Genomic DNA, 24,640 nt, shown 5'->3' with positions numbered 1-24,640 from the left:
CCACGCCCGTGTAGCTCAGCGGTAGAGCACACCCTTGGTAAGGGTGAGGTCACGAGTTCAAGTCTCGTCACGGGCTTCACTTATTGCCATGGGTTTCAGCCTTTTCTCTCCCCTGCTAAACCTTTAGAATTTCCTTCAGGATACCATTCTCGCTACGAACGGAAAACTGGGACAGCCTCATTAGACCATTTTGAATAATTGGTACTATACACCAACTCATTGTTCCCCCCCCAATCATCGGGGGGTTAGGGGGGATTTACTGTAACTTGCACTTTTATTTCCCTGTTCCCCGTTCGCTGTTCCCTATTCCCTTGCTTTAACCGAGATATTGTACTTTTTCGTGCTGTACCCGATTTCAAGTGTAGTTTTGAGAACAGAGAACAGTTTTGATCTGATGAGGGTAGAAATCAAGATTAAATTCATTGTTTTCTGCGGTCTTTTGTTGACTTTCTTCCCATTGTTCTAGCAAGTTCGTCTCACAGTAAGAATGAATAGGAAACCCGAACTTAATGTTAGTTTGTTGTCTCTGTTCGGTTTGATTATACAGTCGCAGCACCAACATTCCTTCCTCATCTGCTGGCTTCAATGCTGATAGAATAATATTCGGATTCTCGATCGCGCACAAAGAGCCAAAACGGGGCAACTCTCCTGTAGAATCAACATAAGGCAAGTAAGGCATTTCTCGCACCCAAGCCCCATGGGAGAACTCACGGGCGTAACGAATCATTGCGGCTTGCGGGAAAGTAGCGATACCATAAGCAAGTTCCGCCGTTATTGCCCGTTGACATTGTGCGCCAGGAGTGGGAACAGAAGGACCCGCTTGACAAGGACGAATGCGACCTTTTCCCACAGAAAGATCACCAACACTACGATTTACTGTAATCGCAACTTGATCTCCCATCACTTCATATTCGGGTAAACCTCGGTTAGCAACCCAGACTTGATAATCATTTCCTGTGAAGATAACAAAGTCTCCCTGATGGTGAGTGGGATAGTCTAATTCGCCAGGATAAGTCTGATAACGTTGTGGATCACTTTCTGGAGTTCGCAAAATTGGTTTTTCCCGTGAAACGAGGCGAAAATGTCCATCTGCTAATGATTCTTTTGTGGAGAAACCCAAAGGAAAGACGACACGGATACGTGAATTCTCCAGCGTAGATTCGTAGTTTATTTTAATCCCTAGAGAAGCATGAGAAGTCAGAGTGAGATCAACAGTGATGTTAAGACTCACTTCGCCATAAACTCCCTTGTTTCGATCGTATCCTTTGGGGACAATTAAGGTATAAGTGAGTTGTAGGGTGTCCGTTTTTTGGGGATGAATCGTTGCGTTTTTCAGTGTTCCCCAAATCGGTTGAAACTCTCGAACTGGACTAAAGGAATAAGTGTCGCCATCATCAATTTGATATTCCAACTGAAGGAAGTTAGAGAAAGTGGTATTGGTTTCTTTTTCCGTGAGAGTAACGCTGTTATTTTTGATAAGAAGTTGATAGCGTTGGTTTTCTAGAACTAAAGGGGGGTTAGTGTTTTTTTCGGGTAACGGTTGACTATCTTGATAAATGTGAATTAGTTGATAGCCTAACGGTGGAAGCGTAACAGAAAACTTAAGATCATAACGTCTTCCCCAAGTGGTTTCTAGATAGCGCGATCGAACTTTTGGTGCTACAGTATCCAGTACAAGAATGGAAATGGGATTTCCATAACCATCACAACCGACTAACTGTAAAGGAGACAAAGGTTGTCCCCATTCTCCATCAGGGTTAGGAAAATAAACCGATGTTTCCACCTCATAAGTCGCTTTCCAGGGATGAGGATTAAACACAAAAACATCTGTAGAATGTTCTCCCGTTTCTTGTGGCGAAACCCATCCTTTTTTTAACAACCTTTCCAGATGTTCCACTAAAATCGAATCACCAATTTGTTCAACCTGGCGAAAACGAAACTCATCATCTTCGTGAACTTCATCCACACTACAACCACAAATATCATCATGGGCATGATTTTTCAAGAGTAACCGCCAAGCGTGGCTTAAAAACGAGTGAACATTATTTCCGAAACCGAAACTTTCCAACCAAACACTCATCGGTTCAACATACCGAGATAATAATTGTTGTGCGGAATGATTCTGCTGTTTCAGATACATTCTAGTCGAATAAACACTCGCTAAAATCGGCTGATCTGCATTTCCCACCAGATCACCTTGATAAGTTTGATGAGGTTGATTTTCTGCTTTAATCCCATCGACAAACTCAGGAATTGTTCCGTGAGTTAATTCGATTTCTGTTAAGGTTTCATTGAGTTGTGACAATAAAGTTGGGATATTTTTTTGTACAGGAAGATGATCAAACCCATTACCAAGTAAAACTGTCCTTTCTTCTTGTAACGGAAGCATCGTTTTTAAGGCTTGTTCCACCTGTTTTTTCGCGAGATCAATGTTTTCCGTATGTCCATCAAAACGCCCGAAAACACTTTCGTGACCTAATGATCCTAAAGGAAAATATCCCTCTCTTTCATAGATAGCTAAAACCGTCGAACCATCAGGAGATTTCCAATTAAAAATTGCGCCGTAAGTAGCTTTCGTTTCCGCATCTAAACCCCGCATAAAAATATAACTATCAATGTCAAATCCTTGTAAAATTTGAGGCATTTGTGCAAAATGTCCAAAAGGATCAGGAAGATAACCCACCGCCATATAATTTCCGAATTTTTGACACCATTTTCGTCCTTCCTGTAAATTCCGAATGACAGCTTCTCCACTAACTAAAAATAAATCTGGCATCGTAAACCAGGGGCCAATTAAAATTCGTCCCGACTGAATTAGTTTTTGAAGACGAGTTTCCTTTTCAGGACAGATTTCGAGATAATCTTCTAATAAAATGGTTTGTCCATCAAGAGTGAAAGCGTAAAAATTAGGATCAGTTTCTAGGGTTTCAACTAAATCGTCAATCATTCTAACGAGACGATAACGAAAGGATTGAAAAGGAAGATACCAAGCGCGATCCCAGTGAGTGTGAGAGACAACAATTCCCTGAATAGTTTTGTTTGGCATTTGATAATATAGAGTTTGATTGTATTTTATTAAAAGAAAGGACTAGCCTGGATAATAGAAACTAAAATCCAAAGACTCAAACTAGCAACTCCAATAATGATCAAAAGCAATCCCAATAATAAAATAAATAAGAATAACCAATCTGCTTTTTCTCTCTTTTCCGAAGATGCAATTTGTTTTTCTAATAAGGTGCGATTTTTGGCATTTGCTTTCCAAAACACATCGAAAATATCACCGAGTCCAGGAATTAATCCTAAAATTGTTTCTAATATGACATTAAAAAACATTCGTCCTAATGTCGCACGAGACGCACCTAAACGCGCCGATTCAAAAATAATATATCCTGATAAAAATGCTCCCAAATAATCACCGAGTCCAGGAATTAATCCTAATAACGGATCAATCCCGATGCGGTAGGATGTCCCTGGAATTGTAATCGCATTATCGAGAAAGTCGCTGAGACGACGCACACGGGTAAACGCTCGATCGGTGTTTTCTAAGTTTTGTTGTTCCATCTTGACAAATTTTGGAAATAATATGATCAAATAATAATCTGAAAACGGTGATATAGCCAAATTGCTTGTTTTTCAGCAAGTAGGTTGGGTGAAGTTTACGAAACCCAACACCAATCAGCAAGAGGCAAGTAGGTTGGGTGAAGTTTACGAAACCCAACACCAATCAGCAAGTTGCCTTAGGGTTGATTGATCGGTAGGAGTTCAAGGTTTTGATGCAATATGCGTGACGATTGAACAATCAATGAACTTGCATTTTTATCTGAACTGAATCGCCTCAAATCCTTATTTGGTAAAACTTTCAGTTTTCTTGACTCAAGCCCTAAATAATAATCTGAAAACGGTGATATAGCCAAATTGCTTGTTTTTCAGTAAGGTTGACTAAGATAAGGCTAGATTGCGAATTTTTATAGCATTGATGCTTGTAATTTTTAGAATGAGAATAGAAAGTCAAAGATTACGCCTTCCGTTTAGGAAGGCGCCTGCTTTGACCGTTGGTTAGTATTGAGGAAAAAACAATGAAAAGAGTTACCATTGCTGAAGCCAGCCAACAATTATCAGAGTTGATTGATGCAGCTTTGCGCGGCGAAGAAGTCATTATTACTAAAGAGGGTTCTGTCGTCAAATTAATTTCCACCAGTTCTGTTAAGCGTTATCCCGCTCAAGCTGGTAGTGCTAAGGGAATGGTTTGGATGAGTGATGATTTTGACGAACCACTAGAAGACTTTAAAGAGTATACAGCAGATCAAAGGTAGTGGGAGCATCTTGCTCCCTAGTAGCAGCCAAGATGGCTGCACTGCGGAATTGAATTGGAACGACTATAAACCAGATTCATTGTAAGCATTTTCTAATAATTGAACAATCCTTAATGCTTCTGACCAGTATCGCATATATTGAAAATCTAACCGTTCTCCTTGTAGCTTTAAAACTCCTAAAATATCCCGCCATTGTTTCTGTGATATTTGTCCTGTCGTTTGATACCAAATCAGCTTCTGTAAAACAATATCCTCAGCCGTACAAATATTAAAAGACAATTCTGGAGAATCTGCTAGATTAATTTTTTGACGGCGAGTAATGGCGCTTTGGCGAAATAAATCATTATCTCGAATGGGATAGATATCTGCTTTCAAAGCTGACTGTAAATGAATGAGATTAAAACTGCTGGTGCGATCGTTTAAAGCATCTTCAACCGCAATTTCGCTAATATAAAAATCTGTCTGCATTATTTCGATTAGCTGCGGAATCAGGCGTTTATCACTCATTAAAATTGCGATATTTGTATCAATAGTGGTTCTAGTTTCTCCTAAAATTGAACTCGCTAGTCCGCCACTAACAAAATAAGGAATTGCTAAACGATCAAAAATTTGACCAACCAATGCTGCTAACTTGATCGGGTCTTGTAACATAAAATTACTTTCTAAAACTTGATCAATTTGACTAAAATTTTCTCCTTTTTCTAATTCAATTAACTTCTGCTTTCGCCTGCGATCGTCTCCTTGAGGAAGTTTTTGAGTGATATTTTGCCATAAAATTGTTCTCAAACGTTGCTGTAGAGAACGAACCTGCTGTGTTTTTTGTTCAAGAGAAAGTCTTCGCCAAATTTGGAACTGAATTTTTTCCGCTTCGATCGTTGTATCAAGTGCTTGTGTTTTATAGTTCAATTCTTTTTCCTCCAAAAAGAGCGCGGTCAATCATAATTATCAAGTCCGATCGCGATTCAATTCGCCTAGTCAACTGAGTTTTCTAATTTCTGTTGTTCCATCTTGACAAATTTCGGAAGTAATATGATATGATAATAATCCAAACGGCGGCATAGCCAAGCGGTAAGGCAGGGGCCTGCAAAGCCTTTATCCCCAGTTCGAATCTGGGTGCCGCCTTTTTCGGTTAAACTAAGTTAAACCAATGACTTCTCCAGTACCTGGGACAACCTCACCGATGTCATAGGCGGTGATTCCTTGTTCGTTAAAGAAACCAACCAAATCATCTCTCAAGGTTGGAGGAACAATCAAAACATAGCCGATTCCCATGTTAAAGGTGTTATACAGGGTTTCTGAGGTTAAGTTCCCCTTTTGCGCTAACCAAGAGAAGATCGGTGGCATTGACCAATTTTCTCCGTTGATTTGGACAGATTGATCGCTACCTAAACAACGGGGAAGATTCTCTGGTAAGCCACCGCCAGTAATGTGCGCCATAGCATGGATATCATAACCGACGCGGATCGCTTCTAACACAGGTTTAACATAGATTTGAGTGGGAGTGAGGGCAATTTCTCCCAGAGATTCTTCTCCTAATTCTGGAAATCGATCGAGCCAGTTGATCCCTTGCTCGGCGATGATTTGACGCACCAGACTAAACCCATTACTGTGTAAACCCGCGCTGGCTAACCCGATCGCGCGATCGCCTACTTTTACCCGTGATCCATCTAACAGTTTACGTTTCTCAACAATTCCCACACAAAAGCCAGCTAAATCATATTCTCCTCCCTGATAAAATCCAGGCATTTCCGCCGTTTCTCCCCCCAAAAGGGCGCAACCACTAGCCACACAGCCGACACTAATCCCTTCTACAACTGCTGTCAACTGTTGCGGTTGCAGTTTTCCAGTTGCGATATAGTCCAGAAAAAAAAGTGGTTCAGCACCACAAGTCAAAATGTCGTTAACACACATTGCTACCAGATCAACACCGACTGTGTTATGGTGATTGAGACTGTGTGCAATTTTGAGTTTTGTTCCCACGCCATCGGTTGCAGAGATTAAAATCGGTTCGGTGTAACCAGTGGGGAGTTGAAAATAGCCCCCAAAGCCTCCTAGCCCACCTAAAACCTCTTTACGGTGGGTTTTCTGAACGAAACTTCCAATTTGCTCGACAAAAGACCGTCCCGCTTCGATATTGACTCCAGCTTGTTGATAATCCATGATATTAACTTTAACATGACGTAAGTACCGAGGAGTAAAAACCATCAAAATTGTGAAAATTCAATTACGACAGTTATTAACCCTTACCTTATTCACCAGCGCTTTAAGCGTTGGCTTATCCTCAACTTTAAGCGAAACAGCTACGGCTGAAACTTTCAAGTCGTGGCGTGAAATTAACCAAACCGATCATTCAAACTCCCTACTGGCTAGAATGCAAGGGAAAGCGTCTTGGTACGGTTCAAGATTTCATGGTCGTCGTACCGCAAGCGGAGAGCGTTTTAACGCTTATGCACATACCGCAGCCCATCGCAGTTTACCCTTTGGCACAAAAGTAAGAGTTACAAATCTCAGAAATGGTCGATCGGTGGTAGTGCGAATTAATGATCGAGGTCCTTCTTCCAGAGGACGGGTGATTGATTTATCAAGAGCGGCGGCGCAAAATATCGGAATGCTTCGATCGGGAGTCGCACCGGTTCGCATTGAAATCATTGGGCGCTAAATAGCAAGGTGTTGTTCCACAGGCTAAGATCAGGATAATCTAACTACCTAATTAAACCAATTCAAAAATGATCACCACTGCTCTTAATACTCCCACGATTGTAGAACTAGATGATGGCTTAACCATTATCGCCGAGACGCTTCCTGTAGAAGCAGTGAACCTTAATGTTTGGTTTCAAGTCGGCTCGGCGGTAGAACCCGATACAATTAATGGGATGGCGCATTTCCTCGAACACATGATGTTTAAGGGAACGCCGAATGTGAAGCCAGGAGAGTTCGATCGAATCGTGGAACAACGGGGTGGCGTGATGAACGCAGCAACCAGTCAAGATTACACTCACTATTACATCACCACTGCACCACAACACTTCGCTGAACTCGCCCCGTTACAGTTGGAATTGGTGAGCAACCCCAGCCTCCCTGAAGATGAATTTAACAGGGAGAAAAAGGTGGTTTTAGAGGAAATACGCCGCAGCGAAGACAATACCATGGGTCGCACCTACGCTCGTGCCATGGAAACCTGTTATCAATCTCTTCCTTATCGTCGTCCAGTTTTAGGTGCAGCGAGTGTCATTGCTGATGTGACTCCCAAACAAATGCGCGAGTTTCACCGTCAATGGTATCACCCAAAAACGATGACAGTTAGCGTGGTGGGGAATTTACCCGTAGAAACCTTGATTGAAACCGTGACAGACGCTTGGGAAACGATCGCCCCCCAATGTTATACTCCCTTACCGACACAGGTATCATTTCCCTCACCCGAAGCACCATTTTCGGAAGTGGTGCGAAACGAATTCATTGATCCACAATTACAACAAGCGCGGTTGGTGATGTTATGGAGAGTTCCAGGATTAAACGATCGCGAAGAAATTTATTCCTTAAACGTAATTGCTGCCATTTTAGGACAGGGAAAAGTATCTCGTTTATTTCGTCAATTGCGAGAAGAAGAACAGTTAGTGAGCGCGATCGGTGCGAATAATTCTAGTCAAAAATTACAGGGAAATTTCTCGATTTCGGCTCGTTTACCAGTGGAGAATTTAGACAAGGTAGAAACGGCGATCAAAGCGCAAATTCAACGGCTACAGAATGAAAAAGTGAGTCTTTCCGAGTTAAATCGGATTCAAAAGCAAGTCGCTAATCGTTATGTTTTTGCTAATGAGAAACCGAGCGATCGAGCGAACCTTTATGGTTATTATTTCTCGCAACTCGGCGATCTCAACCCAGCTTTTAATTATGTAGAAATCATCCGTAATTTAACCCCAGAAGACATCCAAAACGCCGCCCAACGTTATCTGTCTCCTGATGCTTACGGAATCGTCATCTTATCACCGCCTCAACAAGGCTAATTAGGGCTTACTGAATAAACCTAAAACCTTTATCCAATCAGCTTTTAAGGCTCTTAATTCTTTGAAAAAGTGCAAGGGAATTGAACGCTCAATCGTCACGCACCCTGCATCAAAACCTTGAAATCTTACCTCTTGCCTTTTGCCTCTTGCCTTTTGCCTTATTGCACCGACTAATGAACTTTTTCAGCAAACTCTAATTAATCTCCCATTAACCAAACGGTAATGGCGATCCCAATTGCTGCGGCGATATAACCAAAAAGGGAGTTGAGGTTTTTGAGTAAATCTAGGGGAAAAAAGAGTAGAACGTTGGTAATGTAATAGCTAAGAATCACCAGCGCCAGAAAGAAAGTTAGGATTTTGATCATTGCTCAAACAAAAGAGAGATTTTCACCGCAAACAAGAGACGATAAAATAATGAGTGATCTATCAGACTGAAACTTTAGGAAGAACTGTGTTATCTACCCTCACCGCAGACTTTCGGATTATCTTCGAGCGTGATCCCGCCGCTCGCAATTGGCTGGAAGTAATCTCTTGTTATCCAGGTTTACAAGCGATCTTATTTCATCGTTTCTCCCATTGGTTATACCACATTGGGCTTCCTCTCATCCCTCGTCTCATTTCCCAACTGTCTCGCTTCCTCACGGGAATTGAAATTCATCCAGGCGCCCAAATTGGGAAAGGAGTATTTATTGATCATGGGATGGGAGTGGTTATCGGTGAAACCGCAATCATCGGAGATTATGGTTTAATTTATCAAGGAGTAACTTTAGGCGGTACTGGAAAAGAAAGCGGTAAACGTCACCCAACATTAGGCGAAAATGTCGTTGTTGGTGCGGGAGCAAAAGTTCTTGGTAATCTTCAAATTGGGAATAATGTGCGGATTGGTGCTGGATCAGTGGTTTTGCGTGATGTTCCTTCCGATTGTACAGTGGTTGGCGTTCCAGGTCGGGTCGTTTATCGATCGGGCGTAAAAGTCGATCCGTTAGAACATGGGAGTCTTCCCGACTCAGAGGCAAATGTGATCCGATCGTTGCTCGATCGCATCGAAACCTTAGAACAAGAAATGCAAAACCTACAACGTCAGCAAAATTGGACAGATTCCGTCGTTTCTGCTAGTGATCAGGGGGAAAAATCCCCACAATGTCGCCTTGAAGATCGAGAAATTCAAGAGTTTTTACATGGAACGGGAATTTAATTCCTCTTAGTATTCGACTAAGGTGATCATGGGGACATCAGGAAGTTTCTTCCGTCCCTCTAAACCCTTTAATTCAATCACAAACCCAAATCCGAGCAACTCACAACCGATTTGATCTAATAAATCTGCGGTTGCTTTTGCCGTTCCCCCAGTGGCGATTAAATCATCCACAATGACGACCTTAGAATCTTTGGGTAATGCGTCTTGATGGATTTCTAGTTGATCCGTGCCATATTCGAGATCATATTCAATTTTGTGAACCGCAGCCGGAAGTTTCCCTGGTTTGCGAACAGGAACAAAACCCGCATTAAACTGATAAGCGAGAGTGGGACCAAACAAAAAGCCTCTTGATTCAATACCAATGACATAATCGGGAATCAGGTTAGCATCTCGAAATTTACTTTCAAAGGTTTCTACTGTATAGCGAAATCCCGCTCGATCGCGCAATAAAGTTGTGATATCACGAAAGATAATGCCTGGTTTCGGAAAATCTGGAATATCTCGAATCAGTGCTTTTAAGTCCATAAAACAATTGTTATTTACATCCTTAAGGATTATCGCATATCAGAAACCTCGATTCGGGTAAAAATTAGCTACCTAATATCCCGATCCACAAGAGTTATCTATGTTTTGTCATCGGAATAACAAACAACAAACCATTCTGGTTTAGGATCAGAGGGTAATTAAGAAATAGATTTGAGGTAATTTTTGAGTAGAGAATTTTATCAACTATCACTGTTTACAGATGAGTCAACCCAGAAAGAAGAAAATAAGTCTGAATACTGGGGAACTTTTAAAGATAATCTAAGAGTCCCCGTTCACAGATGGTTTACTTATCCTGCTGGCTTTTCTTATAAAGCTGTTGAATATGCCTTTCAGCAATTTAACTTAAAAAAGGGAATGGTCGTATATGACCCGTTTATGGGATCAGCAACTACAAACATCGTTGCTAAGTCACAAGGTATTAACTCAATTGGAGTTGAAGCTCATCCTTTTGTTTATGAGATAGCTAAAGCCAAAATGGAATGGAACATTCAGGAAAAGGCGATTATTACTTTCATCAATCATCTTAATTCTAATTTTGAGTCTAAATCTCATCAGCTAAGAACAAGAGAAGAATTTTTGCTTTCAAATTACTTCCCAGAACTGGTGGTAAGATGCTATTCTGAGAAAACTTTAACTAACTTATTAATTATTAGAGAAGTATTTAACGAATACAAGTTTGAAAATCAAAAAGAACGAGGCTTTATCTTTGTTGTGATCACTGCATTACTCAGGGGAATCTCTACTGCTGCCACAGGATGGCCCTATATTGCACCCAAAAAGGCAAAGGTAACATCTGAGGGAAAAGACGCTATCCTTGAGTTTAATAAACTTGCTAGAGCCATGCTACAAGATATTAAGGAAATTCAGTATTTTTCTAAGCAAAATCAAAACGCATCCGAGCATGATTTAATTTTGTGTAGTGCCAAAAATGTATCCCACTATATCCATAATCACTCAGTTGATTATATTTTTACTTCTCCTCCCTATCTCAATAATTTTGATTACTCAGATCGCACTAGATTAGAACTTTATTTTTGGGGATTTGCTAAAAACTGGAGAGATATTACGAATCAGGTGAGAAAAAAATTAATGACCTCAGCAACAACTCAAGTATCAAGAAATGATCCTCAATATGTAATTGATAGTGAATTTAGTGATCATTGTCCAAAGGTTACAGATTTTATTAATTCTGCTGCCTTTCAATTACAAGAGTTAAGAAAAATAAAAGCAGGCAAGAAAAATTATGATTTAATGTTAATTGGATACTTTAATGATATGTATAAAATCCTTAAGGAGTGCTATCGGGTTTTAAAATATAATACTCAAGCTATATTTATTTTAGGTGATTCAGCACCCTATGGTGTTCATATTCCTACAGATGTTTTAATCGGTGAAATTGCCTGCTCGATCGGGTTTTCGTCTTACTCAATTGAGGTTTTAAGAAAAAGAGGAGATAAATGGAAAGCTAATCCACAAAGACATACTGTGTCTTTAAAAGAATCAATGGTGATTTTAGAAAAAAAATAATTTTTGTGGTCAAATGTCAAATTATAAATTAGTAAGTAATTCGGGGAGTGCAATTGGTGAAGCGATCGGTCATTCTATGGAAAATGCTCTAGAAAAATTATTACTTGAAGTAGCTAATGAATATGGTTATCATTATTTAACTTCTGGAGTTAGAAAGACGAAAAGCGGGAAAAAAGCGAAAAAATTATTAATGTTTGATCAGTATGGAAATGAATATAATATTGATGGGGTTTTAGCTAATGAGTCTATGCAACCGTTGATTCTATTTGAATCAAAATATATTCGGTATAAAAAGCATAATCGAGATAAAGGAAGTTGGATTTGCACGGCTCACTCAGCAGTAAGAAGAAGATATGAAAGCATTAGAAGCTCAATCGCTGTTTTAGCTGGAAATTGGAGTTTTTCTTCTCAGACAATGATGCGTAGTAATGATATTAATCTTTTTCTAATTCCTTTCAATTATATCTGCGAAATTTTGGCAGAATTTGAAATTGATTATAACTGGGATGAAAAAGATAAAGAGAAAGCGAAACGAGCTTGGTATAATTTTAATGAATTAACTTCAGAGGAAAAGGCTTTAATTGGCGATAAAATTATTGGTTATATAAAAAATAATCTAGTTGAATTAATTCATCAAATTCTTGATGATTCGATGACCAGAGTTGTGGAAAAAGTTTTAGTGGAGGTAGTCTCTAATTTAGGTGAAGTTAAAATATACGAGTTTAAATCTATTGAAGAGACTTTGGATTTTCTTCAAAGTGATCAATTGACGAAATTATTCCTCCAAACAGGTTCTTTGAGTTTATTTGATCCTCCTCCTCAATTAGATTAATTCAGCTTTTCGTGAAGTTTTAATTTTTCCTTAAAAGAAAATTAACCCTATTGTGAGACCCTTTCAGTAGTCAGAGATTACGCGCTTCTGTTATAGAAAGCACCTGCTTTGACCGTTGCTTAAAAATAACGAAATCGAGGTTTAATAATGCTGAAAGGATTTGCCGTTTTACCCGCAGAAACCTTCGCCGAAGGTCCCAACGCTGGCGAGGGAATTGCTGCGAACGGATTTACGGGTCCCTTTGATGGTCAACCCGTACAAGGATTTAGTGGCGTTCAATTTGCCCCCACTGGAGATGGACGCTATTGGTTTCTCTCCGATAATGGCTTTGGCGCTGAGGAAAATAGTAGTGATTACTTATTGCGGATTTATGAACTTGATCCGAACTTCGCTGGAACAGAAAACGGCGATCGTAGCGTCGCAGTAGAAGACTTTATTCAACTTTCTGATCCTGATAATCTGATCTCCTTCTCCATTACCAACGAAGGAACTTCCCAAAGACTTCTCACTGGCGCTGATTTTGATATCGAGTCGTTTGTGATTGATGGCGATGGCGACATTTGGGTTGGGGACGAATTTGGTCCCTATATGTTGCACTTTAACGCCGAGGGAGAGTTATTAGAAGCGCCAATTGCCACGCCAAACTTCCCTGATCTCAATACTTTAAACGGACAAGACCCACTGGTAATTGGTCATCGTGGCGCAAGTGGCGATTTCCCCGAACATACTTTAGCATCCTATAAAGCCGCGATCGCGCAGGGGGCTGATTTTGTTGAACCAGACTTAGTAACCACCAGTGACGGGGTTTTAATCGCACGCCATGAACCCATGTTGGATAATACCACCAACGTGGCAGAAGTGTTCCCCGAACGTCAAATGACGAAAACACTGGATGGAGAAGAAGTCACCGCTTATTTTGCCGAAGACTTTACTCTCGAAGAAATCAAACAACTGCGTGCGGTTCAATCTCGTGATTTCCGTGATCCTGCTTTTGATGGTCAGTTGGAAATTCCCACTTTTCAAGAAGTAATTGAATTGGTTCAAGAAGTGGAAGCCAACACAGGAAAAGAAATCGGCATTTATCCCGAAACCAAACATCCCACTTTCTTTGACCAACAAGGGCTATCTTTAGAAGAACCCTTAATTCAAACCTTACAAGATACAGGATTTACTGATCCTAACCGTATCTTTATCCAGTCTTTTGAGTTCCAAAATCTCATTGAATTACAGGAAACCCTTGATCAAGAAGGATTAGGGGACATTCCTTTAGTTCAACTTTATGGCAATACCACCGACTCCGCAAGTCCAGACAGTGGGTTCTCTGTTCCTTATGATATTCGTTTCAATGTGGAACAAGGGAATGATTTAGCTGCGATTTACGGACAAGACTTCCTCGATGCAGTAGAAAATCCGCTTTCAGAAGATACCATTTACAGTGATTTAGACAGCGCTGAGTTTCTCCAGGTCATTGGGGAACAATACGCCGAAGGGGCCGGCCCCTGGAAAAATAACTTCTTACTCCGTGAGTCGTTAGAAACCCCTGTCGATGGAAACGGTGACGGAGAAGCAGAAATTACCTCTCAACTCACTGGGGAAGTAACTTCTTTTGTGGATGATGCCCACAATGCAGGGTTACAGGTTCATCCTTACACTTTACGAGATGAAGAACGGTTCTTAACCCTCGAAGAAGATGGTACACCTCAAACGCCAACAGAAGAGTTTGAACAACTCATAAACATTGGTGTCGATGGTTTCTTTACTGACTTCCCTCGTACAGGTGATCCAGTTCGGGATGCGATGGTTTCCGAGGATGTTCGTTCACCCCAACATCCAGACTTTGACTTCAATACCTTAACCAGTGAACCGCCTTTGGTCATCGCCCATCGTGGCGCAAGTGGCGACCTTCCAGAACATACTTTAGAAGGGTATCGGACAGCCATTTTACAAGGGGCTGATTTTGTTGAACCAGACTTAGTAACCACCAGTGACGGGGTTTTAATCGCACGCCATGAACCCATGTTGGATAATACCACCAATGTGGCAGAAGTGTTCCCCGAACGTCAAATGACGAAAACACTGGATGGAGAAGAAGTCACCGCTTATTTTGCCGAAGACTTTACTCTCGAAGAAATCAAACAACTGCGTGCGGTTCAACCTCGCGAATTCCGTGATCAGTCTTTTAACGGGGAGTTTGAAATTCCTACTTTCCAAGAGGTGATCGAACTCGTCCAAGAAGTGGAAGCCGAAACAGGAATCCAAGTGGGGATTTATCCCGAAACCAAACATCCTACCTTCTTTGACGAACAAGGGTTATCTTTAGAAGAACCCCTAATTCAAACCTTACAAGATACAGGATTTACTGATCCTAACCGTATCTTTATCCAGTCTTTTGAGTTCCAAAATCTCATTGAATTACAGGAAACCCTTGATCAAGAAGGATTAGGGGACATTCCTCTGGTTCAACTTTACGGCAACACTACCGACTCCGCAAGTCCCGATAGTGGGTTCTCTGTTCCTTATGATATTCGTTTCAATGTGGAACAAGGGAATGATTTAGCTGCGATTTACGGACAAGACTTCCTCGATGCAGTAGAAAATCCGCTTTCAGAAGATACCATTTACAGTGATTTAGACAGCGCTGAGTTTCTCCAGGTCATTGGGGAACAATACGCCGAAGGGGCCGGCCCCTGGAAAAATAACTTCTTACTCCGTGAGTCTTTAGAAACCCCTGTGGATGGAAACGGTGACGGAGAAGCAGAAATCACCTCTCAACTCACTGGGGAAGTAACTTCTTTTGTGGATGATGCCCACAATGCAGGGTTACAGGTTCATCCTTACACTTTACGGAATGAGGAACGGTTCTTAACCCTCGAAGAAGATGGTACACCGCAAACCCCAGGAGAAGAGTTTGAACAACTGATTGAAATTGGGGTTGATGGCTTCTTTACTGATTTCCCTGCAACGGGAAGCATGGTCTTAGAAACGTTGGTGGAAGAGCCGAATTTACCCCGATCGCGCGGGTTTGAAGGGATGGCATTTAGCCCCGATCGAAACACTGCTTATCCTCTCTTAGAAGGGGAAGTAACGGGCGATCCTGATAACTCTCGTCGCATCTATGAGTTTGATCTCAACAGTGGAGAATATCAAGGAATTGTTGGTTTCTATGGCGTAGAAGAACCGAATCACGCGATCGGCGATTTTACTCCCATCAACGAAAATGAATTTCTGGTGATTGAACGGGATGGTAGCCAAGCTGATCTCGATGGCTTCAAAAAAGTCTTTAAGGTTGACTTCTCCAACATTGACGAGAATGGCTTTGTGGAGAAAGAGGAAGTAGTTGATCTGCTGAACATCCCTGATCCTGATGATCTCAATGGTGATGGAGAAACGACTTACACCATGCCTTTTGTCACCATTGAAGATGTTTTAGTCCTCGATGAGAATACAATTTTAGTGGCGAATGACAATAATTTCCCCTTCTCTGTCGGTCGTCCACCAGAAATTGATAATAATGAAATTGCGCTGATTGAGTTAGATGAACCCCTTGATCTCGATCCGCGTTTAGGAGTGAATGCAGAAGCACCCACAGCAGGAACGCCGATTTTTGGCAGTCTAGAAGCAGATACTCTTGATGCTGGTGTTGACTTCATTGGCGAAGGAGATTTGGTCTTTAGTGGCGCTGGTGAAGACACGATTGACGCTTCTACCGTCAACAGCAATAATCGTCTTTATGGTGGCAGTGATGCGGATGAGTTAGTCGCTGGAAGCAACGATCGACTCTTTGGCGGTACTGGAAACGATCGCCTTGATGCGTCTGTTGGTAACGGCGGTAATCGTCTTTATGGCGGTGCTGGTGCTGATATTTTAGTCGCTGGTAATGACGATCGGTTAATCGGTAATGAAGGCGATGATCAGTTTTTCTTTCCCAATGGGGGCGCTAATAACGTTGTTACTGGTGGCACTGGTGCTGATTTATTCCAGATTAAAGACTCCGATGTGCGTTTGGGAACGAATACAATCACTGATTTTACCTCTGGTGAAGATTCGATCGGTGTGGCGGGAGTAGAAGCAAGTTTTGCCGATATTACTCGCACTGCGGTTGATAACGGAACGTTACTCAGTTTAGATGGTGAGGATTTAGCGGTTTTACTGGGCGTTGAAGCCAACAGTTTAACGGAAGCTGACTTTACTTTCGGTTAATTTTTTCGGTTGAGATCGCGATCGGGTGGAAAATCCGCCCGATCCTTTCAAAGATTGAGATCAAGGCGAACATCGCTAACAAGATACAGCGCATCGATCGCAATAATCACTCCTTTGTTAATCCCAGATTTGAGGAATCCGAAAGCTGCGATCTCTCGTCGGCCCTAGTGAAGCGCAAGCGCGTAACCCAATTCCACCGAAGTTGGGGTTTGGGCTTAGTTTCCCTCCTTATACCATTTTGGAGAATTGGCGCTACAGTATCGACAACTTAAGCCCCCCAAACTTGGGGGGTTGGGGGGCTTTAAGGTAACTTGACTTTTCCAAAATGGTATTAGATCAAGTTCAGATAATTGCTTAGAATTGGTGTTGGGTTTCGTTTCTCTCCACCCATGGCAGTGACCAGTGACCAGTGATCAGTGATCAGTCTTTTACTACTTTTACTACTCCACCCAACCTACTTTTACTTTGGCTCGAATTTGGGATTGAACCAACAATTAATCTAACCAAAACTCAAAGGGTAGCCTCGCATAGGTTTGATTCGGATCATTTAGCAAACGAAAATCTTCCCAAGCATTGCGGAGTTTCTCCAGCCGTTGATCTGCGATGTTTTCTGATTTGTGACTCTGGAAGGTTTCTCCGATAAATTGCTTTAAAAAACGTTCTTCAAAAGGATTAGTTTTCGGATACTCTTGGAGTTGCCAATCTTCTCCTAATTCCGCAATTTTAGCCGCATGAGCGATCGCGCTTTCTAATCCTCCCATTTCATCCACTAATCCAATTTCTTGAGCATCTTTTCCCGACCAAACTCGACCTTGGGCAATTTCTTCAACTCGTTGTTTGGGAAGGTTTCTCGCTTCCGAAACTTTGGTCAAAAATCGATCGTAAATCTCATTAACAGTTCCTTGATAGACGGCTAATTCTTGTTCTGTTTTCGGACGAGAAATTGTGTTTAATCCTGCTAATTCCCCTGTCGCTACACTATCCCAAGTGATGCCATTATTATTCCCTAATTCTTGAATATTCGGTAATACGCCAAACACACCAATTGATCCTGTCACGGTGTTAGGTTGGGCAAAAATTCGGCTTCCTCCTAATGCGATCCAATACCCACCAGAAGCGGCAACATTTCCCATTGAAATAATCACAGGTTTCTGTTCACGGGTGAGTTGTAGTTCTCTTAAAATAATATCAGAAGCGGTGGCACTTCCCCCTGGACTATTAATCCGTAAAACGATCGCTTTGACATTATCATCTTCTCGCAGTTTTTTGATTTCTTTGATTGCTCGATCGCTGCCAATGTTATCTAAAGCACCTTCTCCAGTGACAATATTTCCTTGAGCATACAAAACTGCAATTTTATTTTCTGATACTTCCTGATCTGTGTTGCTTTTCTGTACTTGATTATAGCGACTAATGGAAACATTAGGAAAAGACTCGTTTTCCTCTCCTGTTCCCACTAAACCTTTCACTTTTTCTCTGATCTCATCTTCATAAGCCAATTCATCCACTAAACCTAATTCTTGTGCTTCCGTTGCTAATAAAAATCCTCTTTCATCGACAACATTTTGAAGCGCATCGACACTAATTTCTCTTCCTTCGCCAACACCCGTTAAAAATTCGTCCCAAATATCCGCTAAAAGTGCTGTTGTTTGCTCTCTATTTTCCTCACTCAAATCTTGACGAGTAAACGGTTCTATTGCTGACTTATATTTTCCCACTCGTATCACTTGTACGCCAATTCCGTATTGATCAAAAGCACCAGCAAAAAAGGTTTGTTCCGATCGTAACCCATTAATTTCTAAATTTCCTAATGGATTCAAAATCACTTGATCAGCCACTGAAGCTAAATAGTATTCTCGCTCACTAAAATTAACATCATAAGCAATAATTTCTTTTCCACTTTCTTGAAACTCAGCGAGTCCTTGACGCACCTCTTTTAACACAGCATAACCCGTTTGATTACTGCCATTACTACCATCTAATAAAACCCCTTTAATTTTATCATCTGTTTTCGCTTTTTCCAGAGAATTGAGAACCGTTTTAACCGTCAGAGTACGTGCTTCATCTTCTAAGAAAGTTTCCGCAATCGTCAGAGTAGGAGTATTATCTTGGATTGGTTTAGACAGATCAAAAACTAAAATAGAATCTGAAGAAATCTGTGCATCTTGGGTGCGATTTCCCGCAATTAATAATAAAACGAATAAACTTCCCGTGCCGATAATTGAAAACAGAACTAGACCGAGAAAACTACCAATTAAAGTCGCGAAAATTTGTTTAAATAACTGACGCATGATTGATGAAAATCCTAAATAATTTCTATTCTAACGTGGAGCAAGGGCATCTCTAAGACCATCCCCCAATAAATTAAACGCCAAAACGGTTAAAATAATCAAAATCGCAGGGGGCCAAACTAACCAAGGTTGTAGCACTAAAACCGAAGCATTAGTGGCAACTGAAAGCAAATTTCCCCATGAGGGATCAGGCTGTTGAATGCCAAGACCAATTAAACTTAACACCGATTCTGCTAAAATGAAACTCGGAATGGCAAGGGTTGCTGAGATAATAATATAAGTCGCGGTTTGAGGGAGAACGTGACGGAGAATAATATAAAAAGAATTCCCACCCAAAGCACGAGCGGCTTCGACAAATTCTCGTTCTTTAATGGATAAAACCTGTCCTCGAATCACCCTCGCCAACCCTGACCAACTGACAAAGGAAGTAATGACAATGATTAATAAAAACCGTTGTGAACTGGTTAAACTTGCGGGTAAAACTGCCGCTAAAGCCACCAGTAAATATAAGGTGGGAATGGTCATTAAAACTTCAACAAAACGCATAATTATTCCATCTATCCAACCGCCAAAGTAACCCGAAATACCCCCAAAAATCATTCCTAACGGGAAAGAAATTGCAATCCCAAATAAACCAATAAATAAACTAATTCGGCTACCATGAATGAGACGAGAAAACTGATCACGTCCTTGTTCATCCGTTCCTAAAAGATGAAATTTAGCTTCTCCAGTTGTTCCGAATAAATGACGATCGAGTTCCCAACCTGAAAACAATTCTACGGTTTCAAAATTAGGAGGAAGTGGCAAGTTAATCTCTAAAACTTTGTAGGGTGTTCCTTTCACAAAAAAACGTAAAGGAGAGGGTTGGTCAAAATTAACCATTAATTCTCTTTTTCCTGTTTCGAGATTCATTTGTCCCTGTTCAGTGGGATAAATATGGGGACCCAGCCATTTTTGTGTGGTTTGGTCGCGCCAATAAATCTCAGTGGGAGGAAGTAAAGAGCCGTTAATTTCGGAAGTGTAGGGACTATAAGGAGCAACAAAATCGGCGGTAATTGCTGTTAAATAAAAAACGAGAAGTAATGATGCGCCGATACGGGCTAAAGCATTCTTTTTTAGTTTACGCCACCAGTTCATAATTAATTGACAGTAGAGAGGAAAACAAGGGAAAATTGGGAGTTGAGAAGTAACTCTTAAGAATTTCTAAAAATAAGAAGTGAGGAGAGTTAAGATTTAATCGTGATCAAATACAATTATAGAAATATAGCAAGATGATCTCATTTGTAAAAAGTAGCTTAACTTACGATCCCCCCTAACCCCCCTTAATAAGGGGGGAATTAAAGGGGGGATCAAATGCAGGAATTTACAACTGATTTAGAACTGCTACAGACCATCAGTCAATAAGAAATAACCCGTAACAAATCACTAATTACCAATTATCAATTACCCATTATCAATTGTCAATTATTAATTATTAATATGGCTTCTTCAATTTGGCGTTATAAAAGTCCAGGCATCCCTGATCACCTATTTGAAAGGCTTCCTGGGATTCCCCTCACTAAGCGAGAGGTGAGATTATTATTGATTTCTTATTTACGTTTAGAAGCAAATTCGGTGCTGTGGGATGTGGGGGCTGGAACAGGAACAATTCCCGTAGAGTCGGGTTTACTTTGTCCAGAGGCAAAAATTTTCGCTGTAGAACGTGATGAGGAAGTGGTGGAGTTAATTCGGCATAATTGCACCCGTTTCGGGGTGAAAAATGTCCAAGTCATTCAAGGGGTTGCGCCAGACTGTTTAGATAAGTTATCAGAATATCCTCATCGAGTCTGTTTAGAAGGGGGAAAAGGAGTACATAAAACTTTAGAACAGGTGTGGCAGTATTTGCAACCCCAAGGTCGAGTGGTTGCGATTGCGAATAATTTAGAAAGTCTATATCGCTTGTCGGAAGGGTTTGCGAAGTTACAAGCACGGAATATTGAGGTAGTGCAGTCGTCGGTGAATCGCTTGGAAACGCGAGGCACAACACAAGTTTTTGCTGCGGTTGATCCGATTTTTGTGTTGAGTGGGGAGAAATTATGATGACGGTGAATATTTCTGGTCGTCAGTTTCAAGAAACTAATTTTGTTGAGAAGGTGAAACAGGTTCTCGCCGAGACAGGGATTCCCAGTTCCAGATTAGAAATTGAAATCACGGAAACGATCGCGACGAAAAATGTTGATCTCACTAATTGGTTGTTAAAAGAGTTACAAGCAATTGCTGAAGATAATTCAGAGCAAGAAGTACAAGGCCATTTTTTAAGTGAAGCCTTATCAGAAGAAAAAATTACACCGTTTCTGTTAAATAGCAAGTCTGAGGGCGGATTTTTCGCTATAGATGATCCCTGTTTTCAACTGAAGTCAGCGCCATTGTATGCTAGTGGACGAGTGGCGGCGATTGAAGGTCCTGATGATTTAGTCGCTCGGTATGGGGGAGAAGAATTTGCGATCGTCCTCCCGAATACACAATTCTTCAGTAGTAGGGGTCATTTTTTCAAGCCTCCTTATCATACTCAGCATGAGTTAAAACATATTTGATGAAGATGATTTGTTTTTTGTAATCAATCCCGACAATCAATCGGTAACGATTTCCTTTAATATTGAAAACAGTAAAATTCCTGATCGAATCGGCACTGGGAAAGGTTTCGCGGACATCATTAAGCCTTAATTTGTAGGTTGGGTGAAACCCAACATCAATATGGATTATTGGTAGTTTTCATGGGTTGTTGTTGGGTTTCGTCACCTCCACCCAACCTACGTTTGCTGATTAAGAATTTTCCAGAAACTGACGTAAGTCTTGTAACACTTCTCGTACTGTTGAATAGTATTCTAAATCACCATTAGTCGCTAAATTGGTCTCATTAGCAGTTTTTTGATGTAAGAGAGACATCAGTTGTCCCATTTCTTCTAACATTTTTGCCTTTTCTAGATGTTCATATTCCAACCAAGCGCCATTCTCCGCTTCCCAAGCATCGGGGTTTTGATTATAACCACTGTAGAATTGATTGTATTTTTCTAAGAGTTGTTTCAGAGTGGAAGCATCCATAATCGTTCGAGTTGTCAAAATAACAGTTTTCCCTCTCCATCATAATTAGTTACATCACCTAACCCCAGCTAATACCATGGGTGAACAATTGGCGCTACAGACAGACTACCTAAGCCCCCCAACCCCCCAAGTTTGGGGGGCTTTAATGTAACTTGATTTTTCCAAAATGGTATAAGTTGAAAGTCTATCATTTGCAAATTATTCTTAATACCTCCTTTAGAAAGGATTAAAGTGATTTTGGGGTTAGATGCCAGTAATTCCGATTATACGTTTATTGTGAGGAAGTTACGGTTGCCCCGAACGTTGGTGGCGTTTCTGGTGGGAGTGGGGTTAGCGATCGCGGGTTCGATTACACAGGGGATTACTCGGAATCCTCTGGCAGCACCGAGTATTATTGGGGTGAATGCTGGGGCTTCTCTGGCGGCAGTGACGTTATTGGTATTAATCCCCTCAGCACCGATCGCGCTGTTATCTGTGGTGGCTTTTGCTGGTGCGATTACGGTGGCAACTGCGATTTACCTTCTGGCTTGGTAAGGAGGGAGTTCCCCTGTCAGACTGATTTTAGTGGGTGTGGGCTTAAATCTCATTACTGGGGCGCTCACCAATTTGATGATTACCTTTGGCAACATTAATAACGTCTCTCAGGCTTGGGTTTGGTTAACGGGAAGTGTTTATGGACGCAGTTGGGAGCAGTTGTTTACTTTATTGCCTTGGTTGGTGGGATTGGGTTTATTGGCGATCATGATGGCAAGGGAATTAAATGCGCTGAGTTTGGGGGATGAAGTCGCAATCGGGTTAGGAAGCGCGATCGAGCGACAAAGAGGGCTACTACTCCTTACCAGCGTCGCCCTTGCCAGTGCTTCGGTTGCCACTGCTGGTGCAATTGGTTTTGTGGGGTTGATGGCGCCGCATCTTTCACGGCAATTAGTGGGAGGAACTCACGAGGGACAATTACCAGTGGTTGCGATGATCGGGGGAATGTACAGACGTTCCATGGCGGTACAGACGTTCCATGGAACGTCTCTACTACTCAATGACTAACTTGTGTTGGGTTTCACTTCGTTTCACCCAACCTACGGGGAGGCTTGGTTTCACTTGTGTTGGGTTTCACTTCGTTTCACCGAACCTACGGGGAGGCTTGGTTTCACTTGTGTTGGGTTTCACTTCGTTTCACCGAACCTACGGGGAGGCTTGGTTTCACCGAATGACAAAGGACAAAGGACAAAAATGTAGGTTGGGTGTAGTTCACGAAACCCAACAGTTCGCTAAACCCAACATTAACTCGTTTTCGTTAAAACAGGTGACTTTCCTTTTAATCCCGTCATTATTTCTAAAGCCAATCGTTTGAGAGGGGGAACATTTCTCATCATCCAAATTCCTGCGCGACGGCTTAAAACCATCGGTAAAAATTGATTCGAGAAACTTCGATCGAGCAAATCAGTCAATCCTAGAATGGCAAGATTTTCAGTTTTGCGCCACCGTTGGTAACGCTTCAAAACTTGAATCTCTCCAATATCTTCCCCTCGATCGCTCGCTTGTTGTAAAATTTCTCCTAATACCGCCGCATCTCGTATTCCCAAATTTAAACCTTGCCCTCCCACTGGATGACAACGATGGGCGGCATCCCCAATTAACGCCAAATTCGGTAAAACATAACGATTACTTTGCATTAATTGCACTGGAAACACCAAGCGATCTTTAAGTAATTCAATGTCTGCTAATGATCCCCCCGTGCGTTGAGTCAGTTTTTCGATAAACTGTTTCTCATCCATTGCCTGGAGACGTTGCGCTTCTTCGTGAGGGGCTGTCCAGACCACCTGACAGCGATTGCCAGGTAGGGGTAAAATTCCCATTGGCCCTGTGTGCCAAAAACGCTCAAATGCGGTATCGTTTGGCGTAGTTTGGTGGTGAAATACCGTCGTCACGCAAGATTGCCAATAATTCCATCCCATCGTCTTGATATTAGCATTTTCTCGCACCCGCGATCGCGCTCCATCAGCCCCAACAATTAATCTCGTGGTGATTATTTCCTCTTTCCCCCCTTGAGAAACCCTAATCTTAACGGATTGATCCTGATGTTCAATACTTTCTACTTTTGCTGGACATAACCATTGTATATTCTCACTGCTTTCTAATCGTTTCTGTAACGCCGTATGTAAAACATAATGTTCCGCCGCATATCCTAAATACTCGCTGTTAATATCTTCGGTTTCAAAGGCGACCACTTGGGGAAATTGACCATCACTGAGACGAATCTGGCGAAATTTGCCAATTTTGGGTTCAATATTCTCCCATACCCCTAATCCTGCGAAAATACGCCCAGAAAAGACAGAAATAGCATAAGCGCGATCGCGCTGTGCGGTCACGTCGAGGGGTGTTGCTTCCACGATCGCCACTCGTAAGTTACTCTGTTGTAAAGTGACCGCTAAAGTTAAGCCAGTAATATTGGCGCCAACAATTACCACATCGTAATCTAGGTTTTGAGAAGAATCTCCCTTCGTCTGGGTTAATGATTGCAAAGTCATCGCTGATGATGTAACTTTCTTAATATAAGTTTACTTCTTTATTGTGACGTGAAAAAGATAAAAACATCAACTTGATCAAAATTTCTTATAAAATAAGGTAACTCTGGGGGTTTAGAGTGCAAAAAT

At 41.5% G+C, this 24,640-nt stretch carries 18 protein-coding genes, 2 tRNA genes and 3 pseudogenes; 12 read left to right on the top strand and 11 right to left on the bottom strand.

All coding sequences use genetic code 11. The features are described 5' to 3' along the window. Nucleotides 1-4: 4 nt before the first annotated feature. A tRNA-Thr gene (locus DACSA_RS05495) sits at nucleotides 5-76 on the top strand. A gap of 279 nt (nucleotides 77-355) precedes the next feature. Here the strand turns inward: DACSA_RS05495 and DACSA_RS05490 are convergent. Further along, nucleotides 356-3,046, bottom strand: a complete 2,691-nt coding sequence (locus DACSA_RS05490) for an alpha-mannosidase (protein ID WP_015228794.1) — start codon at nucleotides 3,044-3,046, stop codon at nucleotides 356-358. A 29-nt stretch (nucleotides 3,047-3,075) separates the two neighbouring features. After that, nucleotides 3,076-3,561 carry a DUF4112 domain-containing protein gene (locus DACSA_RS05485; protein ID WP_015228793.1) on the bottom strand — a complete coding sequence of 162 codons (486 nt, stop codon included), beginning with the start codon at nucleotides 3,559-3,561 and terminating at the stop codon, nucleotides 3,076-3,078. A gap of 515 nt (nucleotides 3,562-4,076) precedes the next feature. Between DACSA_RS05485 and DACSA_RS05480 the strand changes: the two genes are divergently transcribed. Next, nucleotides 4,077-4,313, top strand: a complete 237-nt coding sequence (locus DACSA_RS05480) for a type II toxin-antitoxin system Phd/YefM family antitoxin (protein ID WP_015228792.1) — start codon at nucleotides 4,077-4,079, stop codon at nucleotides 4,311-4,313. 63 nt (nucleotides 4,314-4,376) lie between these two features. Here the strand turns inward: DACSA_RS05480 and DACSA_RS05475 are convergent, their stop codons facing one another. After that, a complete protein-coding gene (locus DACSA_RS05475; protein ID WP_015228791.1) occupies nucleotides 4,377-5,219 on the bottom strand; it encodes a hypothetical protein in 843 nt (280 codons plus the stop codon). Between the two features lie 145 nt (nucleotides 5,220-5,364). Here DACSA_RS05475 and DACSA_RS05470 point away from each other — a divergent pair. Continuing rightward, nucleotides 5,365-5,435, top strand: a tRNA-Cys gene (locus DACSA_RS05470). Nucleotides 5,436-5,447: 12 nt separating this feature from the next. Here the strand turns inward: DACSA_RS05470 and purM are convergent. Beyond that, complete coding sequence (gene purM / locus DACSA_RS05465) at nucleotides 5,448-6,473, bottom strand: phosphoribosylformylglycinamidine cyclo-ligase (protein ID WP_041235704.1); 1,026 nt, start codon at nucleotides 6,471-6,473, stop codon at nucleotides 5,448-5,450. Nucleotides 6,474-6,687: 214 nt separating this feature from the next. On the opposite strand from purM, the pseudogene DACSA_RS19630 reads away from it, so the two are divergent. Together DACSA_RS19630 and DACSA_RS05455 are read left to right on the top strand one after the other, a co-directional pair. Then, nucleotides 6,688-6,972: pseudogene (locus tag DACSA_RS19630) on the top strand (septal ring lytic transglycosylase RlpA family protein); the annotation flags it as partial. 67 nt (nucleotides 6,973-7,039) lie between these two features. Further along, nucleotides 7,040-8,317, top strand: coding sequence for a M16 family metallopeptidase (locus tag DACSA_RS05455; protein ID WP_015228788.1), 1,278 nt, complete (start codon nucleotides 7,040-7,042; stop codon nucleotides 8,315-8,317). Nucleotides 8,318-8,514: 197 nt separating this feature from the next. On the opposite strand, the gene DACSA_RS21325 is transcribed toward DACSA_RS05455, so the two are convergent. Continuing rightward, entirely contained in the window at nucleotides 8,515-8,682 is a 168-nt protein-coding gene (locus tag DACSA_RS21325) for a hypothetical protein (protein WP_015228787.1), read from the bottom strand. An 86-nt stretch (nucleotides 8,683-8,768) separates the two neighbouring features. On the opposite strand from DACSA_RS21325, the gene cysE reads away from it, so the two are divergent. After that, nucleotides 8,769-9,512 (top strand): serine O-acetyltransferase, encoded by a 744-nt coding sequence (cysE, locus tag DACSA_RS05450; protein ID WP_041235703.1) that lies wholly within the window; start codon nucleotides 8,769-8,771, stop codon nucleotides 9,510-9,512. Nucleotides 9,513-9,518: 6 nt separating this feature from the next. Here cysE and DACSA_RS05445 read toward each other — a convergent pair whose 3' ends face one another. Continuing rightward, the gene (locus DACSA_RS05445; protein WP_015228785.1) at nucleotides 9,519-10,037 is read right to left on the bottom strand and encodes an adenine phosphoribosyltransferase; all 519 of its coding nucleotides are present in this window, start codon (nucleotides 10,035-10,037) and stop codon (nucleotides 9,519-9,521) included. 183 nt (nucleotides 10,038-10,220) lie between these two features. Between DACSA_RS05445 and DACSA_RS05440 the strand changes: the two genes are divergently transcribed. From DACSA_RS05440 to DACSA_RS05430, 3 genes are all read left to right on the top strand, one after another. Beyond that, nucleotides 10,221-11,585: a restriction endonuclease subunit M gene (locus DACSA_RS05440; RefSeq protein ID WP_015228784.1), complete on the top strand. Its 1,365-nt coding sequence runs from the start codon at nucleotides 10,221-10,223 to the stop codon at nucleotides 11,583-11,585. 13 nt (nucleotides 11,586-11,598) lie between these two features. Then, the gene (locus tag DACSA_RS05435; RefSeq protein WP_015228783.1) at nucleotides 11,599-12,417 is read left to right on the top strand and encodes a hypothetical protein; all 819 of its coding nucleotides are present in this window, start codon (nucleotides 11,599-11,601) and stop codon (nucleotides 12,415-12,417) included. A gap of 147 nt (nucleotides 12,418-12,564) precedes the next feature. Continuing rightward, a complete protein-coding gene (locus DACSA_RS05430; RefSeq protein WP_015228782.1) occupies nucleotides 12,565-16,617 on the top strand; it encodes a glycerophosphodiester phosphodiesterase family protein in 4,053 nt (1,350 codons plus the stop codon). Nucleotides 16,618-17,111: 494 nt separating this feature from the next. Here the strand turns inward: DACSA_RS05430 and sppA are convergent, their stop codons facing one another. Together sppA and DACSA_RS05420 are read right to left on the bottom strand one after the other, a co-directional pair. Then, nucleotides 17,112-18,908, bottom strand: coding sequence for a signal peptide peptidase SppA (gene sppA, locus DACSA_RS05425; RefSeq protein ID WP_015228781.1), 1,797 nt, complete (start codon nucleotides 18,906-18,908; stop codon nucleotides 17,112-17,114). Between the two features lie 30 nt (nucleotides 18,909-18,938). After that, a complete protein-coding gene (locus tag DACSA_RS05420; RefSeq protein WP_015228780.1) occupies nucleotides 18,939-20,045 on the bottom strand; it encodes an ABC transporter permease in 1,107 nt (368 codons plus the stop codon). 342 nt (nucleotides 20,046-20,387) lie between these two features. On the opposite strand from DACSA_RS05420, the gene cbiT reads away from it, so the two are divergent. Continuing rightward, nucleotides 20,388-20,987 (top strand): precorrin-6Y C5,15-methyltransferase subunit CbiT, encoded by a 600-nt coding sequence (cbiT, locus tag DACSA_RS05415; RefSeq protein ID WP_015228779.1) that lies wholly within the window; start codon nucleotides 20,388-20,390, stop codon nucleotides 20,985-20,987. Then, nucleotides 20,984-21,481, top strand: a complete 498-nt coding sequence (locus DACSA_RS05410) for an EAL domain-containing protein (protein ID WP_071880291.1) — start codon at nucleotides 20,984-20,986, stop codon at nucleotides 21,479-21,481. Before cbiT ends, DACSA_RS05410 begins: the two co-directional genes overlap by 4 nt. On the opposite strand, the pseudogene DACSA_RS18900 reads toward DACSA_RS05410, so the two are convergent. Both DACSA_RS18900 and DACSA_RS05405 read right to left on the bottom strand, forming a co-directional pair. After that, a pseudogene (locus DACSA_RS18900) lies at nucleotides 21,438-21,566 on the bottom strand (type II toxin-antitoxin system HigB family toxin); the annotation flags it as partial. The gene DACSA_RS05410 and the pseudogene DACSA_RS18900 overlap by 44 nt on opposite strands. Nucleotides 21,567-21,710: 144 nt before the next feature. Beyond that, nucleotides 21,711-22,007: a hypothetical protein gene (locus DACSA_RS05405; protein ID WP_198007640.1), complete on the bottom strand. Its 297-nt coding sequence runs from the start codon at nucleotides 22,005-22,007 to the stop codon at nucleotides 21,711-21,713. A gap of 189 nt (nucleotides 22,008-22,196) precedes the next feature. On the opposite strand from DACSA_RS05405, the pseudogene DACSA_RS05400 reads away from it, so the two are divergent. Next, a pseudogene (locus DACSA_RS05400) lies at nucleotides 22,197-22,970 on the top strand (FecCD family ABC transporter permease); the annotation flags it as partial. A gap of 296 nt (nucleotides 22,971-23,266) precedes the next feature. On the opposite strand, the gene DACSA_RS05395 reads toward DACSA_RS05400, so the two are convergent. Further along, nucleotides 23,267-24,514: an FAD-dependent hydroxylase gene (locus tag DACSA_RS05395; protein ID WP_015228777.1), complete on the bottom strand. Its 1,248-nt coding sequence runs from the start codon at nucleotides 24,512-24,514 to the stop codon at nucleotides 23,267-23,269. Nucleotides 24,515-24,640 lie beyond the last annotated feature (126 nt).

Origin of the sequence: Dactylococcopsis salina PCC 8305 (genome assembly GCF_000317615.1) — a bacterium.
Taxonomy (GTDB): Bacteria; Cyanobacteriota; Cyanobacteriia; order Cyanobacteriales; family Rubidibacteraceae; genus Halothece; species Halothece salina.
The sequence above is the reverse complement of the archived record's forward strand: the minus strand, read 5'-3'. Positions and strand labels throughout refer to the sequence as shown.